Source organism: Mucilaginibacter litoreus (assembly GCF_042676805.1).
GTDB classification, from domain to species: domain Bacteria; phylum Bacteroidota; class Bacteroidia; order Sphingobacteriales; family Sphingobacteriaceae; genus Mucilaginibacter; species Mucilaginibacter litoreus.
In genome coordinates this window covers 583,759-599,950 of the sequence record NZ_JBHTHZ010000005.1, presented here as the reverse complement: position 1 = coordinate 599,950, position 16,192 = coordinate 583,759, and the positions used below count along the sequence as shown (strand labels likewise).

Here is a 16,192-nt window from a genome sequence, read left to right as displayed (position 1 = left end):
TAATTTGTTTAACACTAAAATAATATTGGCGTTATTATAAATAAATGTCGGTATGTTAAATTTGATTGAACATCAAACAAGTCCGGTATGAAATTCATCAAAAGAATAACAACTATCATTAGCGATCTTCGCGAATGGTTGTTTTTAAAAAGCATGCGTTCGTCATTCATGCATTAATTTATTTTTGTAGTTTCATTTGTAAACAATAATGCACATTTTGGGCTTGCATCAGCTCAAATTAATGGATACTGTCTCAACTACCACCAATTTAAGTAAAGATTCATTCGGCAATGATTTTGCCTGGGGCGTTTCTACTGCAGCCCTGCAGATAGAAGGCTCATGCGATGCTGATGGCAAAGGCCCCTCTATATGGGATACTTTTAGCGCCCGCAGGGGTAAAATACTGAACGGTGACACACCTACACATGCCTGCGACTTTTACAATGAATACCAGCGAGACATTGATCTTGTAAAAAATCTTAATATTCCGAATTTCAGGTTTTCTATTGCCTGGAGCAGGATTTTGCCAAAAGGTAAGGGGGAAATAAACCAATTGGGGATAGCGCATTATAATAGCGTTATTGATTACTGCCTGCAGCAGGGCATTGAGCCCTGGATAACTTTATATCACTGGGATTTACCCCAGGCACTTGAGGATGAAGGCGGATGGACCAACCGTGAAATTATTGGATGGTTCAGCAACTTTGTTACTATATGTGCCGAAAACTTTGGCAACAGGGTAAAACACTGGATGGTAATGAACGAACCGGCGGTATTTACCGGGGCCGGATACTTTTTAGGGATACATGCGCCTGGCAAAACAGGTTTGCGCAACTTTTTACCGGCTATTCATCATGTGGTACTAAGTATTGTGGCCGGGGCCAGGATATTGCGTAACCTATGCCCTAATGCTCAAATAGGCAATACCTTTTCGTGTTCTTATATAGAACCTTATGCCAATAAGCCTAAACATATCAATGCAGCCAAACGTGCCGATGCGTTGATAAACCGTTTATACATTGAGCCTTTGCTCGGTTTGGGTTATCCTACAGATGAAGTGCCTGCATTGAAGGGTATTTACAAGTATGTTCAACCAGGTGATGAGGCGGATATGAGTTTTGATTTCGACTTTATAGGCATTCAGAACTATACGCGTGAGATCGTAAAATATTCATTCTTTACCCCATACATTGGCGCGGCTTTAGTTAAGGCAGAAAACCGTGGCGTAGAACTCACGGACATGAAGTGGGAGGTATATCCGCCTGCTATATATCAGATGATTAAAAAGTTCAATGCCTATCCTCAAATCAGAAAGCTAATTATAACCGAAAACGGTGCCGCGTTTCCAGATGTTGTTTTTGATGAAAAAGTTGATGATTTGCGGAGGGTTACGTACCTGCAAACTCATCTGGAGCAGGTTTTAAAGGCTAAACAGGAAGGCTTAAAAGTTGACGGGTATTTTGTGTGGACTTTAACTGACAACTTTGAATGGGCGGAAGGTTATCACCCACGGTTTGGACTGGTTTATGTGGATTTCAGTACACAGCAACGCATCATCAAATCCTCAGGTAGCTGGTATGCTGATTTCCTGCGGGGAACCGGCGCTTAATTGAGCATTAGCAGCAGGCAGGCTGACAAAAAAGGTAGTTCCCGAATCCTGGTTACTTTCAAACCATATTTTACCGTGATGCTTTTCTATGATCTGCCGGCAGATAGACAAGCCCAGACCAAAGGATTTTTCCCCGGCAGTGCCGGGGCGTTGAGCGCTTGTAAACATATTAAATACCTTATCTTTTAAATTATCTGGTATTCCAATGCCGTTGTCTTTTACAGCGATCACTACTTTTGGGCCTACTTCAGCCACTTTAACAAATATGCTACCCCCTGTGGGGCTAAATTTAATAGCATTACTTATCAGGTTACTGATAACGCGCCATATTTTTTCCCGGCTTATGTATAGCTCACATGGTTTATCCAGTGTTTCCAGTAATATGATTTGTCCTTTTTCAGCAGCCTTAAAACGAAGCAGTTCAACGCTATTGCTTACCAACGAGTTAATATCTATATTTTCAAGATTTAATTCAACAGAATTCAGATTAGTTGCCTCCAGTATCTCGTTGATCAGCTCAAGGGAATTTAAGGATGTTTCTTTAACCAGGTTGATCATTTCCTTCTGTTCATCCGTATAATCATCCTCGGCCATTATGGTGGTAAGCGAAGCGATGCCACCTATAGGGTTTCGCAGATCATGGGCTACCGTACGCAAAATCCTGTCTTTTTCCTGGCTGCTGTTGTTAAGCTCATTTAATGCTTTCTCAAGTTCACTGTTCTTTTCATTGATCTGTAAGTTCAACAGGTTGACCGTTTTGACTTCTTTGCGGCTTTGTTTAAAGTTACGATATATCAAAAAAATGATAACAAGCGCCATAACCGCAAAAAACACGCTTACATAAAGGTAAATAGTTTGCAGTTTGCTGTTATTGTTCAACAGGTCTATTTCATGTTGTTTCTCATAAGTGGCCAGTTGCTGGTTAACGTCCGTTTCCAATAGCAGGCTTGCCCGTTTTACGAGCGAGTCCTTCATTACATTGTATGTTTGGATATGGGCAATAGCCTCTTTAAGTTTATTTTGTTTAACGTAATAATTACCAAGTAAACGATTATAATCGGCTTCGGCATCCGCATTTCGAACAGTATCAAACTGTCTGCGCAAATTATTTAGCAGATTTAAAAGCGAATCGTGCTGATTCGTGTTAAGATATATCTGCCCAAGCTTAATTTCAGACAATTCGGCATCGTTGTTATCATAACCTGGTTTTAGGTTAATGGCAATACTTTTTTTAAGTAAACTGATAGCAGATGCATAATCTTCTTTTTTGATATATACATCGGCCATGTTGCCGTATACAACACCCCGGGCCGCTTCTAAGTGAAGTTTCCTGTCCGGATACCGGTAAGCGTTTTTATTGATAAGATCTACGGCTTTATTGAAATATACAAGGGCGCTATCAGGCATATCAATTTTACGGAAACAAAGCCCAACATTATCTAACAGCTCCTGGCGACGGTAAAAAAAGACGAAGTCGTCGCCCGAATTTTTAAAAAATTTATAAGTGTCTTTGAAATAAGTTAATGCCAGTTTAAAATGCCCTTTTTTATACATGATCATACCCATCCGGTAGGTATAATCGCCAAGCGCTTCGGGGTTAAAATGTGCCTGGTCTTTTCCTGCATAATAGCCCTGATAGTATGATTCATACGCATCCGCGTATTGCTTCAATTCAAAAAGCGCATCTCCTCGAGCAAAACTTGCATCTGCAGTATTCCGGCTATGGGTTACCGGATTGGTGATTTTTTTATTTACCGCCACCATGCTGTCGGCATATTTTAAGGCAGATTCAAATTGGCTGACGGTTTTTTGATAATAAACATAATGGAAACCATAAAACCGGTAACGGTCTTGCAGGGTAGGATGCACCATCTGGTTGAAGGCACTATCCATATAATCAAGGCCGTCTTTTATCTTGCCTTTATTCCAAAAGTCTTCAGTCTTTTTTATAATGGCTAAAAATTCTTCTGAATGTTCGCCGTCATCGCTCTTTTTTTGTGAGCATGCCGTAAAGTTTAGCAAAAAGCTTAAGAGACAGAAATGCCATATTAACTTTTTAACAAAACTGGCATCAGTGCAGATCAAAGCATTAATAGTTAGAGGTACAAACAAATATAGCAATATTGATGAAAACTACCACTTCTGCTTATAGTTAATTTCTGCTTATTTAAACGCATTTTCGCCGGTGATATCCATGCCGGTAATCAGTAAATGGATATCATGCGTACCCTCATAAGTAATTACCGATTCGAGATTTGCCATGTGCCGCATTACCGGGTATTCACCGGTTATACCCATGCCGCCCAATATCTGGCGTGCCTCGCGGGCAATATTTATAGCAACCTCAACACTGTTGCGTTTAGCCATTGATATTTGAGCAGCTGTAGCACGGTTTTCATTTTTCAATGTGGCTAAGCGCCATACCAGCAACTGTCCCTTAGTTATCTCGGTGATCATTTCGGCCAGTTTTTTTTGCTGAAGCTGAAAGCCTGCGATAGGTTTGTCAAATTGTACGCGTTCCTTTGCGTAGCGTAGCGCTGTATCATAACAATCCATGGCAGCACCTAAAGCTCCCCAGGCAATGCCGTAACGTGCCTGATTAAGGCATCCTAAAGGCCCTTTAAGACCTGAAACGTTTGGTAACAGGTTTTCCTTAGGTACCTTAACATTGTCAAAAACAAGTTCGCCGGTAGCGGATGCTCGCAGCGACCATTTATTATGCGTTTCCGGTGTACTGAAACCTTGCATCCCGCGCTCAACAATCAATCCTTTGATCTTTCCTTGCTCATCTTTGGCCCAAACTATTGCAATATCTGCAAACGTTGCATTTGATATCCACATTTTAGCCCCATTAAGCAGGTAATGGTCACCTTTATCTTTTATATTGGTAACCATACCGCCGGGATTTGAGCCATGATCGGGTTCGGTAAGGCCAAAACAACCCATCAGTTCGCCGCTTGCCAGCTTTGGCAGATATTTTTGTTTTTGTTGTTCGTTTCCGTATGCATAAATAGGGTACATTACTAATGAGCCTTGTACCGAAGCCGTAGATCTGATTCCTGAGTCGCCACGCTCAATTTCCTGCATGATGATGCCGTAAGCCATATAATCCAGGCCGGCACCGCCATATTCTACAGGTATGGTAGGGCCAAAAGCACCAATTTCCGCAAGGCCTTGTAATAAGTGTTTTGGGAACTCTGCCCTCTGGGCGTAATTCTCAATTATAGGGCTCACCTCCTTTTTAACCCATTCACGTACGCTGGCCCGTATCAGTTTATGCTCTTCGCTTAAAAGTTCATCTAAAAGGTAATAATCAGGTGCTTCATATAAGTCGGTTCTGGCCATGGGGGTTTACAATTGGTTATTCAAATATAGATGAATTTAAATCCAATTAAATAAACCTATTTGCGGAACACGCGTAGGTTTTGCGGATAAAGTAATATAAGTAAGAATATGGTTGATACGCCAACTTCTAATATCTCTGAGTTTTTGGGGCTTTGCATCATGGCCAGTAAAATGCCAAAAACCAGCATACTCAAAATGTGTAACGGGCGTGGAACCGGTATGCCAAACCTATCGATAAAATTACGCACAGCTAATTTCTTCTTATACAGGTAAGGCAGCAAAAACATATACAGGGCTACCAGTATAGAAAGTAAAAATGTAAATATTATTTTGTTGATTTTTTCGCCATCTACTACAAGGTTATGCAGGTTGGTTTCTCCCTGGGCATTATGTTCTTTAAAAAATTCTGAGCTACTCACATGAAAAATACGCTGGCCCCAGCTCACTTCTTCGCCCATAACAAAAAAACTGAACAAGGCAGCAAGTATTACACAAAGCGTAAACATCCATGAGCGCTGCCGGCTTAATACAATTAAATAATACATACATACTCCAAAAGCTATGCTTAAGGGTATAAGGGTAGAGTACTCTACAAAACCGTCTTCGCTGGTAAATACGTTCTCGAAATACTTTTTATCGTTAAAACAAACAATTATGCCTGTAACGCTTAGTATCAGCAATAATCCCAGCATTATAGCTTCGAACGGATATATTTTCTTGGTGTGTATTGTTGTGGTGCTCATCATTAATAGTAAAGTTTATCTTTTATATTCAAAAAGCAACACGTTGCCGGGTGTTGCTTTATTGCCTTCATTTGAAATATAAAGGTTACCCTGGCTGTCAAAGGCCAAACCTTCGGGTTGTAGAAACAAGTTCGGATTGATGGGATAAGCCTGCTGAACATTCCAATTACCATCTGTAACCACCAGGAGTTTATTTACAGAAGATAATATATACCATAGTCCGTTCAATGGGTTTTTGGCTAAAGCAGAAGGATGAAATTTCAATTTTTTTGAGCCGGTAATAGCCGCTATCTTTTTTACATCAATTACAAAATCACTGCTTTGGGACAGCTCACCATCAGTTGACAGATTTAGTATGTACCCCTTACATTGCTTGTTATGATCTACACCTTTGCAAATTTTGCAAAGTGCGTAAAGCTTACCGCCAGCAGCATGCAAGCCTTCATATTCGCCTGCAGGCAGTAACTTTTTAAACTCTTTAACATGAGCAGCATCCCGGGCTTTTATATCACTTATAGGGAAGGTATAAAAACTGCCATCACTGCGCAATAAAACGGCATAGTTGTTCAAAATAGCTACATCTTCATAATCGCCACGCTTGCCAAATTTTGTATACTTAGGTAGCTTATCACCGGGGCGAAAATAAAACAGTTTACCTTCCTCATCCTGCTCGGCATAAATGGTACCTGCATTGCCATTATTAAAAGCAATGCCCGATATTTCAAGCAACTCCGGCGGCATGTTATATTTTATCGGGTTATTAAGATCGTACCCGGCCGGGCTTTTATACTTTCTCTGTCCGCAAGACGTACCTGCCAATGCAATTAACAAAACTGAAGTTATAAACGTTAATTTGTTCATGTTGATGCTTTTAAGTACTGGTAAATAGCTTGCTGCGAGGCAATTGCTTCATTTGATGCTTTTAGCCGGTGCTGGTTTAAATGCTTGTCTATTACCACTGCCTGTACGTTATCATTCAACTGAAACTCGATTAGTTTTTCAATCTGGAATTTAATATCTGCATCAAGCACCGGGAAACACACTTCTATCCGGTGGTATATATTACGATTCATCCAGTCGGCCGATCCCATAAAAACCTGCCGGTCGCCATCATTATTAAAAATAAATATTCTCCCATGTTCCAGATAACGGTCTACAATACGTTTTATGGTGATATTTTCGCTCAGTCCCTTAACGCCGGGCACCAGGCAGCATATACTGCGTATAATCAATTGAATTTTTACTCCTGCCTGTGATGCCTCGTACAACTTATCTATCAATACTCTTTCTTCCAGGTTGTTTAGTTTGATGGTTATTGCCGCCGGCTGTCCTGCTTGCGCAAAAGCTATCTCCCTATCTATCAGGTTGATGAAATCGCGTTGCAGATTGACGCCTGCTACCAGCAGGTACTTAAAGTCTATCTGATTTTTTGCTGTCGGCTTTTCGCGTTTGGCCAGAAATATAAATAGCAGCTCTACCTCGCGTAATAATTTGTGGTTGGTTGTAAGCAATATATGGTCGGTATAAAACCGGGTAGTGCCTTCATTAAAATTGCCGGTCGCCAGCAGGCCGCTGTAGGTAATCCTGTCGCCTTTGCGGACTTTTATTAGAGAAATTTTAGCATGAACCTTAAGTGCAGTAACGCTATAGATAATGCGTACGCCCGCGTTTTTCATTTTTTTAGCCCATTTAAGGTTGTTAGCTTCATCGAAACGGGCTTTAAGCTCTACTACTACGTTCACCTTTTTGCCATTCCTGGCGGCGCTGATAAGGGCGTTCACTATCCTCGAGTCGCTTGCTACCCGGTATAGCGTAACATTAATTTCTTCTACGTCCGGATTTGCAGCGGCCTCATTAAAAAAGCGAAGTATAACACTGTAAGATTGATAAGGTGTGTTAACAAGCAGATCTTTTTTGTTGGTTACAGATATAAGTGCTTCATTATCGGGTAGGGGTAACGTTATTGCGGGCCACTTATCGTAAGATAGCGCCGGATTTTTGACCGGCAAATCATTCAGATCTTTCAGATTATGATATCTGCCGCCTTCAACAGCGTTAGCATTTTCCAGGCCCAAATGCTGGTTAAGTAACTGTATAACACGCAAAGGCATGTCTGCCTGATATAAAAATCGCGTAGCAAAGCCCTGATCACGTTTTTGTAGCTGTTTTTCTATCTGTTCAGAAAGTTCGCCGGGGTATTCATCTTTAAGGTCGAGTTCGGCATCTCGGGTAACCTTTATGCTGTAGCAGCCTCCAACTTTGGCATGCCTGAAAAGCAGGGATAAGTTGTGGCGTATGATGTCGTCCAGGAAACAAATGAACTGCGTTTGATCATGCTGAGCGCTGAAAAAGCGGGGCAATTCATCAGATGGAATATTTAACAATACCAGTTTCTCATTTGCATCCTCAAGCAATTGTATAACAAAGTAAAGTTTGTTGTTTTCAGGAAAAAAAGTGGTGTCCTGATTTATTTGTATAGGTTGCAGAAAAGCCAGTATATCTGATAAAAAATAGGCCGTTGTTTCCTTTAGGATCTGATCCGGCAATTCCTCATTGTAAACAAGCGTGATACCGTGAGTGCGTAGCGCAGGTACAAGCTTTTGTGTTAATATCCGGCCAAAGTGAACTTGCTGCTGCAAAACCATCTGGCTTGCCTGTTGCAAAATAGTTTCCTGTGCTTCTTTGTCTATATCATCATTTTTCTTGCTGATTTTTTTAAGGGCACGCAGCACCGGCATCCGTACACGGTAAAACTCATCGAGGTTGGAGGAGTATATAGAAAGAAATTTAATACGCTCTACTAATGGCACATTAGCAGATGCAGCTTCTTCAAGTACACGCCCGTTAAATGTAAGCCAGCTGATATCCCTGTCGAAGTATTGAGGTTTGATCATGTTAATCGGCTTTAACATTATGCAGGGTAGAGGCAATGATAAATGCCAGTACAGATACAATTAAGCCAAACATGAATATGTTATAGGCAATGCGCAATAATCTGTATTTTTTACCAAGCACAACGCCTTGTGCATAAACATCGCGGATAAGACTGCCATATAAAAAATCTTTATCTTCCATCATTTTCACCATGCCATAAGTATAATCGTCCAAGGGCATTTTGTAAAAATTACCAAAGAACAGCAGGTTCACCTTTTTCTGATCCACATCATCCCTTTTGAACTCACCGCTTGGTATTGAAGGCCGGGTAGATAATATGGAGAACGTCATGGCCAGCAAGCTGATGGACAGGAGAATGAAAGTAGGAATAATGAAATACTCATATTCCGAAAGTTTGCGCAACAGCAAGCTGATAATAGCGGACAAAATGATAGAGTTAACCGTTATCATGATATGCGCTTTGTTATCAGCCATATCGCTTAGCCGCTGATGGTTGCTGCTGCTTATCCTGAACATGGTTTCGATACCTTTATCAGGCCTGTCAGATTTTTTCTTTTTGTTTTCTTGTGTCATTACGTTGTGTAAGGTTTCGGGTTGGTTTGCAGCGTGATCTGATATATCCGATTTTGCTGTTTTTTGCGCTGCTGATGCAAGTTTATCTTCAAGATAACTGATGTTTTTTTGTTTGCCATCATTCAGTAACAATTGGCAATAATCGGTATGGTAATGATGAGCCTGTAAAAATCTAATGCTTTTGAGGCGCCAGTCAACTTTGGTCATTTCTATACCATACAAAGTTTTTACCTCTTTAAACAGTTGCTTATCGGTTTTAATAAAATCATCAGTACCTAAATGAAAGAGGTCGGCATCGCAAATAATTTTTTCTAACAGCGATGTTGGGCTTTGCGGCATTTTGGTAGCCATTATGCAGGCTTTTACATCGTTGATATCGGCTTCAGGGATGATATGCTGTTTTAAAAAGTTTGCTGCAAGTGTGGCGCTTTCTTCTTCATGTAATTTGGGGTTCACCATGTAACCCAGGTCATGAAACCATGCGGCAGCCTGTATCACAAAAAAGTCGCGATCTGATAATTGATAGTGGTTGCCAATGCGGGTTGCGGCATCCACCATTTTTTCGGTATGTTTCTGATCATGGTATAAAAGGCGGTCATCGACATGTGTTTTGTAATAAAGCAATGCGTAGTCCCTTACTGTGTGGAGCAAACCAGAGTAATTCATTGATATATGTTTAGATAGCAAGCGGCCAAAAATATTTATTACAGCTTACTGACCTTTTCAAAGCATAAATATTATTTACTTTGGTAAAAATATAAAAATTAATAATCAGGTATCTGTTTAATGAAGCACCCCGGTAATAAATATCTTTACTTGTTAATTGTTGCTGTACAGATGTTTATATTGACGTTGTTTGGCACAAGGGTTTATGGACAGTCGCAAATTCAACAGTTTGATGACAGAATTATGCTTGATCTGGCTGCAAGCCGTACACCTGCACAAACAGATGTGATGTTATTTTTATCACGCAGTTATAAATATGTGGACGTTGGGGTACCTGCCGGATTGCTTATTGGCGGCATCATCAGTAACGATAAGCAAATGCGTCAAAATTCGTTGTATATAGCTAGCAGCACCGCTATATCTTACGGGATGATGTTACTGATAAAGCACATTGTAAGGCGGCCAAGGCCATTTGAAAAAAATATTAAAATTGTGCCAGTATACCGGGCAAGCAGTTCTTCGTTTCCCTCTGGGCATGCTACATCTTCTTTTTCAACAGCTATGGCTTTATCAAATGCTTATCCTAAGTGGTACGTGATAGCGCCGTCTATGCTGTGGGCTGGTTCTGTCAGTTATTCGCGTATGTATCTTGGCGTACATTACCCAACAGATGTTACGGCCGGTGCCATACTGGGTACAGGTACAGCTCTTTTATTACAACCGTTAAAAAAATAAATTAACGTTAATATTCCCTGATTTTCATCTTATTATCGTCAAAAAGATAATATTAAGATAGCTGTAATAAGTATATTACGTATTTTTGATTTTTTAGCAACGGCATCTCATAAAGCCATGGATCTTAAACAATATAGCAGCAGCCCATTACAAATGCGACTTTCTTTTCATATGGTGATAGAACACCTTGAAAGGGTAGCATCTGCAGGCGAAGGATTACAGGCAAAAAGAGCCCGGCAGTTACTTATGGAACTGGAACCATTTCCGGAACTGCGTGAGGGTACAACTGATATATCTGCAATAGAATCAAATGCAACGCTTATTAAGGATCTTTTAGCTGACATTTTCCCGGAGATACTTACTTATAACGAAATAAAGGCCATTACTATTCCTTTCCAGGATGTGCTGCTTAACCCTACAAAACGTTTGCAGGGTATTTTAGAAGAAGCAGGCCCAAATTTTGATATTAATATAAGGGATTTTAACGATCACCAGGTTTACATTAACACCTGTTGCATTATCCTTAACGAGCATTACGGTACCAATTTTAATTTTTCCAGACCGTTGTTTTATGATATACCTAACAAACAGGGCATCATGAAACATTACCGTATTCTTTACAATGCGGATTTTATGGAGTTGGTGCCCACAGCAATTGCTCCGGAAATTACACAGGCCGATATTGAATTATTACGAGATAACTTTAACGACCTGGAGCTTTGGAAAAAATATTTCCCGGAAAATAGCTGGATACTTAAAGGGTTTGCCATTGTAAACCTATACGATGCCACTGTCGAAAATGCGGTATCGGCTTTGAAAGGTACATTGTTAGGCGCAGATTACGGCGATGATCTTAAAAACAAGATATTAGAAGTATTTCGTTCTATTTATAAGATACCCGATCTTAATATTGGTTTCACTTCGTTTAATGAGGCCGAAAACACTTTTACACTGGCTACTTTTAATCCTCAATTAAAAAGTTATTTGCTGCCTAATGGGGTTGAGGAAGAATGTTTTGAGTCCATCTGTATGAAATCCATGCCAAAACTTGTTGAGGACAAAGTATATCTTGCTATATCAGATGTACCCAAGTTTTTGCAAAGCGATCCTGAAAATTTGATGGCGCAGCGTTTTCTTGATCAGGGTATTTACAGTATGATATTTGCGCCTGTTGTTAAGAACGGGCATTTGCTGGGAATAATTGAACTGGTGTCTCCCAGGGTGGGTGATCTTAACAGCATCAATGCCAATCAACTGGAAATTGTAATGCCGTACATAACAGATACTATTGAAAGGCAGTACAGCTTTATGCAAAGCCGCATACAGGCGCTTATACAAAATGAATATACTACCATCCACCCAAGCGTTTACTGGAAGTTCAGGAAGGAAGCTATAAAATTTATTAAATATAATGCTCAAAAGCGTGATTACTTATTAAAGGAGATCACATTTACCGATGTATACCCTTTATATGGGCAGATAGATATAAAAGGATCATCGGAAACGCGTAACTATAGTGTTCAGCTCGACTTACAGGCGCAACTTACGGCGCTGATTCCTATAGTTGAACAACTTCAGCCGCAATCGAACGAAAGTGACATCAAACAAAACGTACATAACCTGCAGGAATTGGTTATGGATGTACAGAGTGCCTTAAAAGCCGATACTGAGCAATTTATACAGGCTTATCTTGAAACACACATACATCCGTTGTTGAAAGACGTTTATGCACTACAGCCTGTAGCGCAAAAGAAAAATATTGATAATTATTTTCTGCAGGCGGGTAAAACCGGAGATTTTCATCATAACCGTCGTAAGTATGAAAATACAGTTGGTTTAATAAACGAAAAAATGGCAATGCTGCTTGACCGGGCACAAACAGAGGCGCAAGCTATGTTTCCGCATTATTACGAGCGGTTTAAAACAGATGGCGTTGAGCACAACATGTATGTCGGCGCGTCAATTGCACCGGCCAAAAAATATAATAACACTTATCTTTATAATTTGAGGCTGTGGCAGTTACAGGTTATGTGCCAGATGGAACTGGAACATCATTATTTTAAAGATACTTTGCCATATCCATTAAATGTTACCTCGCTGATACTGGTTTTTAATCAGCCAATGTCTATCCGTTTCCGGATGGACGAAAAGCGTTTTGATGTGGACGGCAGTTACAATGCCCGGTTTGAGATCGTAAAAAAACGTATTGATAAGGCCTTTATTAAAAATACCAGTGAGCGGCTTACAGCTATTGGTAAAATTACCATTGTATACTCCAATCATGAAGAAGAGGTTGAATACCTTAATTACATACGTTTTTTACAAAGTAACAAGTTATTAGAGGATGAAATAGAAATGCTTGAGGTTGAAGACCTCCAGGCCGTATCGGGTTTAAAAGCATTGCGTGTGAGGATACGTTATAATACAAGCCTGCCTGTTCGTAATTTTTTTACTTACCAGGAATTAACAAAGCAGAACGCGACATTTAGTTTGTAATATGTTAAGTACTAAATATTAAAATTCAATAAGCCATGAAAAAACTCATTCTTACTATAGCTATTTGCCTGGGCGTTGCAAAGTATTCATTCGCCCAAAGTAATATAACACCTGCTGCACCGGGTGTAACCTACGGTAAAAACGTTACCGCCGATAATGCGCTGAATACCGAAGCGCTTAATAAAACCCTAAGTAATGATTCAGTTTACAACGGAAAAATTACAGGTAAAGTAGTTGAGGTTTGCAAAAAGAAAGGTTGTTTCATGAAGCTGGAGCAAGCCAACGGTACACCTATAATGGTTCAGTTTACAGAGTATGCTTACTTTATGCCACAAAATATTGTGGGCAAAACTGTCGTGGTTGAAGGTAAAGCCAAGGTAAAAGAAACTTCTGTGGAGCGTTTAAGGCATTACGCTGCCGATGCCGGTAAAAGCAAGGAAGAAATAGCTCAGATAAAAGAACCTAAACGTGATATAGGTATAATGGCTGATGGAGTACTGGTAGTAAATTAAAAATTCTTATCACCCCAAACAATATAACATATTTTTATATTGGTTAACTTATTCAATAACCAATTAAGTTAACTTAATATAATGACATCTAAATATTTTCAGGTGGCGCAGGGCGTTTGGGGGCTGCGTATATACTTCGTAAACATATACATGGTTGCCAACCGGAGGGGTGCCGGCAAAGGTTGGGTACTTGTTGATACAGGTGTTAAAGGATCTGCAAAAAAGATCATAAACATGGCCGAGCAGCTTTTTGGCCCCGGAACAAAGCCTGCTGCTATTGTTTTGACGCATGGCCATTCTGATCACTCCGGTTCCTTACAGGAATTGTTAAGGTATTGGGATGTACCGGTTTATGCTCATCACCTTGAAATGCCATATCTTACCAGCCGGTCTTCATACCCGCCCGCCGATCCTGAAGTAGGGGGAGGGTTCATGTCGCTCATATCATGGATGTGGCCCATAAAACCAATTAATGTAAGCCGCAATTTAAGAGAGATTGATCTTTACGAAGGTATACCTGAATTACCTGAGTGGAAAATTATACACACCCCAGGGCATACACCCGGGCATATTTCACTTTTTTTTCCGCTTAACACCACATTAATTGCAGGTGATGCTTTTACTACTATACCTGCAGAGTCCGCCTTTTATGCGCTAAGCTATGTCAAGAAATTAAGCGGCCCGCCAAAATACATTACTACAGATTGGATAGCTGCAGCACGATCGGTGCGTAAGCTGGCATCGTTACAGCCTCGTATTGCAGCTACGGGGCACGGGCCGGTAATGCGTGGTCGTGAGCTTTCAACAGAATTGAATTTGCTGGCAAACCGTTTTGAAAGCATAGCAGTGCCTCAAGAAGGCCGCTATGTAGGGCATAGCGCGATAGCTGACGAGGATGGGGTTAGGTATATACCTCCCTACCATGCCAGTGCAAAACGTAAAGCCGGTATTGCTTTAGCAGGCATGCTTGCCGGATTTTTAATTGTGCGTAAATTGTGGTAAACATTGTGCTACATTTACTGCGTGGAAGACCTTACACCCAACCCGCAGATATTAGTAGATATTGTGAATACCCGAATGCCTTTTGGTAAATATAAGGATTACCTGCTTTGCGATGTGCCGATTAGCTACCTGGAATGGATGTATAAAAAAGGCTTTCCACAAGGGAAGCTTGGTATGATGCTAAGTACCGTTTATGAGATCAAAACAAACGGTGTGGACAAGATATTACGAGAGATTAAAACGCGATACGGTAAAAGGTAAAGCTGTTGAAACAATAAACCCATGAAAGATGCAACTTTCATGGGGTATCACTTATAAATAATTAATCTGCTATTCTACCGACTGGCGCAACATTAACGCACCTACCGTTACGTTGGTCCGGCTATCTATAATGATAGCGCCGCCATTCGCTTTGTTATCCTGGTATGCATCAAAAGCAAGCGGCTCAGCAGTTTTGATCACCACACGGCCAATGTCATTCAGCTTAAAATCTTCGTCGAAGTCTTTTTCAAGTGTGTTGATATTTACCTTATAAAGCACCTCCCTTATTTTGCATCGCACCGTTTTGGTATTATGCTGTACAAGGTAAGTCAACGACGTATCCATCGGGCGGGTATCCATCCAGCAAAGATCAGCCTCAATAACGCTGCTTAGTTGCGGCTGGCCTGCACTGCTTACAATAATATCCCCTCGACTGACATCAATATTGTCCTGAAGATGCACCGTTACGGACATGCCTGCCAAGGCCTCCTGCGGCTCTTTATCATACATCTCAATTTTTGAGATGGTAGAGTTAAAGCCTGATGGCAAAACAGTCACCTTGTCGTTCACCTTAAATGCTCCGCTGCATACACGGCCTGCATATCCCCGATAATCGTGTAGTTCATCTGTTTGAGGGCGTACAACCCATTGCACCGGCAGGCGGGCATGTAAAGACGCGTCGTCAATTTTTAGCTCTACATTTTCAAGGTGCTCCAGCAGGCTATCGCCTAAATACCAGCTCATTTTTTCAGACTGATAAACAATGTTGTCACCCTTCAAAGCACTTACAGGTATAAAAGTTACATCGCTGATGTTAACCTTTGCTGCAAGTTTTTTGTAGTCGGCCACGATTTGTTTAAAAACATCTTCGCTGTAGTCAACCATATCCATTTTGTTAATGGCTACCACAACCTGCGGTATCTGCAACAGCGATACCAGGAAGGAGTGACGGGTGGTTTGCTCAACCACACCCTTGCGCGCATCAATCAGTATAATGGCTAAGCCAGCATTGCTGGCACCTGTAACCATGTTACGCGTGTATTGAATATGCCCCGGCGCGTCGGCAATGATAAATTTACGCTTGTTCGTCTCAAAGTATTTATAAGCCACATCAATGGTGATGCCCTGTTCGCGCTCAGCCTTAAGCCCGTCTGTCAGAATAGCCAGGTCAATGGTGCCATCGTCATTTTTGCGGTTTGATGCATGTAAGGCTTCCATCTGGTCGGCCAATATAGCATCGCTATCATAAAGCAGGCGGCCTATCAATGTGCTTTTGCCATCATCAACACTTCCTGCTGTTATAAATTTTAGTATATCCATTGTTGGATGTTAGATTTCAGATTTAAAATTTTTAA

At 40.8% G+C, this 16,192-nt stretch carries 13 protein-coding genes; 6 read left to right on the top strand and 7 right to left on the bottom strand.

The annotated features are described in order from the left end of the window. The first annotated feature begins 241 nt into the window (after window positions 1-241). The gene (locus tag ACFQZX_RS10730) at window positions 242-1,609 is read left to right on the top strand and encodes a GH1 family beta-glucosidase (protein ID WP_377114889.1); all 1,368 of its coding nucleotides are present in this window, start codon (window positions 242-244) and stop codon (window positions 1,607-1,609) included. Here the strand turns inward: ACFQZX_RS10730 and ACFQZX_RS10725 are convergent. The 6 genes from ACFQZX_RS10725 to ACFQZX_RS10700 form a co-directional block, all read right to left on the bottom strand. Continuing rightward, entirely contained in the window at window positions 1,565-3,631 is a 2,067-nt protein-coding gene (locus tag ACFQZX_RS10725; RefSeq protein WP_377114886.1) for a tetratricopeptide repeat-containing sensor histidine kinase, read from the bottom strand. The genes ACFQZX_RS10730 and ACFQZX_RS10725 overlap by 45 nt on opposite strands. A gap of 141 nt (window positions 3,632-3,772) precedes the next feature. Continuing rightward, on the bottom strand, window positions 3,773-4,954 hold the full coding sequence (locus tag ACFQZX_RS10720; protein WP_377114883.1) for an acyl-CoA dehydrogenase family protein: 1,182 nt from the start codon (window positions 4,952-4,954) through the stop codon (window positions 3,773-3,775). 56 nt (window positions 4,955-5,010) lie between these two features. Continuing rightward, window positions 5,011-5,700 (bottom strand): hypothetical protein, encoded by a 690-nt coding sequence (locus ACFQZX_RS10715; protein ID WP_377114881.1) that lies wholly within the window; start codon window positions 5,698-5,700, stop codon window positions 5,011-5,013. Between the two features lie 12 nt (window positions 5,701-5,712). Next, window positions 5,713-6,558 (bottom strand): SdiA-regulated family protein, encoded by an 846-nt coding sequence (locus tag ACFQZX_RS10710; protein WP_377114878.1) that lies wholly within the window; start codon window positions 6,556-6,558, stop codon window positions 5,713-5,715. Next, window positions 6,555-8,609: a polyphosphate kinase 1 gene (gene ppk1 / locus ACFQZX_RS10705; RefSeq protein WP_377114876.1), complete on the bottom strand. Its 2,055-nt coding sequence runs from the start codon at window positions 8,607-8,609 to the stop codon at window positions 6,555-6,557. The genes ACFQZX_RS10710 and ppk1 overlap by 4 nt, the downstream gene beginning before the upstream one ends. Next, a complete protein-coding gene (locus ACFQZX_RS10700; protein WP_377114873.1) occupies window positions 8,593-9,831 on the bottom strand; it encodes a Pycsar system effector family protein in 1,239 nt (412 codons plus the stop codon). Before ACFQZX_RS10700 ends, ppk1 begins: the two co-directional genes overlap by 17 nt. A gap of 120 nt (window positions 9,832-9,951) precedes the next feature. Between ACFQZX_RS10700 and ACFQZX_RS10695 the strand changes: the two genes are divergently transcribed. From ACFQZX_RS10695 to ACFQZX_RS10675, 5 genes are all read left to right on the top strand, one after another. Continuing rightward, window positions 9,952-10,566: a phosphatase PAP2 family protein gene (locus tag ACFQZX_RS10695; protein ID WP_377114871.1), complete on the top strand. Its 615-nt coding sequence runs from the start codon at window positions 9,952-9,954 to the stop codon at window positions 10,564-10,566. Window positions 10,567-10,683: 117 nt separating this feature from the next. Beyond that, window positions 10,684-13,062, top strand: a complete 2,379-nt coding sequence (locus ACFQZX_RS10690) for a GAF domain-containing protein (RefSeq protein ID WP_377114868.1) — start codon at window positions 10,684-10,686, stop codon at window positions 13,060-13,062. A gap of 35 nt (window positions 13,063-13,097) precedes the next feature. Further along, a complete protein-coding gene (locus ACFQZX_RS10685; protein ID WP_377114866.1) occupies window positions 13,098-13,574 on the top strand; it encodes a DUF4920 domain-containing protein in 477 nt (158 codons plus the stop codon). Between the two features lie 81 nt (window positions 13,575-13,655). After that, window positions 13,656-14,576 (top strand): MBL fold metallo-hydrolase, encoded by a 921-nt coding sequence (locus tag ACFQZX_RS10680; RefSeq protein ID WP_377114864.1) that lies wholly within the window; start codon window positions 13,656-13,658, stop codon window positions 14,574-14,576. A gap of 21 nt (window positions 14,577-14,597) precedes the next feature. Beyond that, window positions 14,598-14,837 (top strand): DUF3820 family protein, encoded by a 240-nt coding sequence (locus ACFQZX_RS10675; protein ID WP_377114862.1) that lies wholly within the window; start codon window positions 14,598-14,600, stop codon window positions 14,835-14,837. Window positions 14,838-14,906: 69 nt separating this feature from the next. Here ACFQZX_RS10675 and ACFQZX_RS10670 read toward each other — a convergent pair whose 3' ends face one another. Then, window positions 14,907-16,157 carry a sulfate adenylyltransferase subunit 1 gene (locus ACFQZX_RS10670; protein WP_377114860.1) on the bottom strand — a complete coding sequence of 417 codons (1,251 nt, stop codon included), beginning with the start codon at window positions 16,155-16,157 and terminating at the stop codon, window positions 14,907-14,909. Window positions 16,158-16,192: the final 35 nt, after the last annotated feature.

What these genes read in the sequence shown, in the direction of transcription:
- ACFQZX_RS10730 (WP_377114889.1), top strand. Translation starts at nt 242, where the DNA reads ATGGATACTGTCTCAACTACCACCAATTTAAGTAAAGATTCATTCGGC.
- ACFQZX_RS10720 (WP_377114883.1), bottom strand. Translation starts at nt 4,954, where the DNA reads ATGGCCAGAACCGACTTATATGAAGCACCTGATTATTACCTTTTAGAT.
- ACFQZX_RS10715 (WP_377114881.1), bottom strand. Translation starts at nt 5,700, where the DNA reads ATGATGAGCACCACAACAATACACACCAAGAAAATATATCCGTTCGAA.
- ACFQZX_RS10710 (WP_377114878.1), bottom strand. Translation starts at nt 6,558, where the DNA reads ATGAACAAATTAACGTTTATAACTTCAGTTTTGTTAATTGCATTGGCA.
- ppk1 (WP_377114876.1), bottom strand. Translation starts at nt 8,609, where the DNA reads ATGTTAAAGCCGATTAACATGATCAAACCTCAATACTTCGACAGGGAT.
- ACFQZX_RS10700 (WP_377114873.1), bottom strand. Translation starts at nt 9,831, where the DNA reads ATGAATTACTCTGGTTTGCTCCACACAGTAAGGGACTACGCATTGCTT.
- ACFQZX_RS10695 (WP_377114871.1), top strand. Translation starts at nt 9,952, where the DNA reads ATGAAGCACCCCGGTAATAAATATCTTTACTTGTTAATTGTTGCTGTA.
- ACFQZX_RS10690 (WP_377114868.1), top strand. Translation starts at nt 10,684, where the DNA reads ATGGATCTTAAACAATATAGCAGCAGCCCATTACAAATGCGACTTTCT.
- ACFQZX_RS10685 (WP_377114866.1), top strand. Translation starts at nt 13,098, where the DNA reads ATGAAAAAACTCATTCTTACTATAGCTATTTGCCTGGGCGTTGCAAAG.
- ACFQZX_RS10680 (WP_377114864.1), top strand. Translation starts at nt 13,656, where the DNA reads ATGACATCTAAATATTTTCAGGTGGCGCAGGGCGTTTGGGGGCTGCGT.
- ACFQZX_RS10670 (WP_377114860.1), bottom strand. Translation starts at nt 16,157, where the DNA reads ATGGATATACTAAAATTTATAACAGCAGGAAGTGTTGATGATGGCAAA.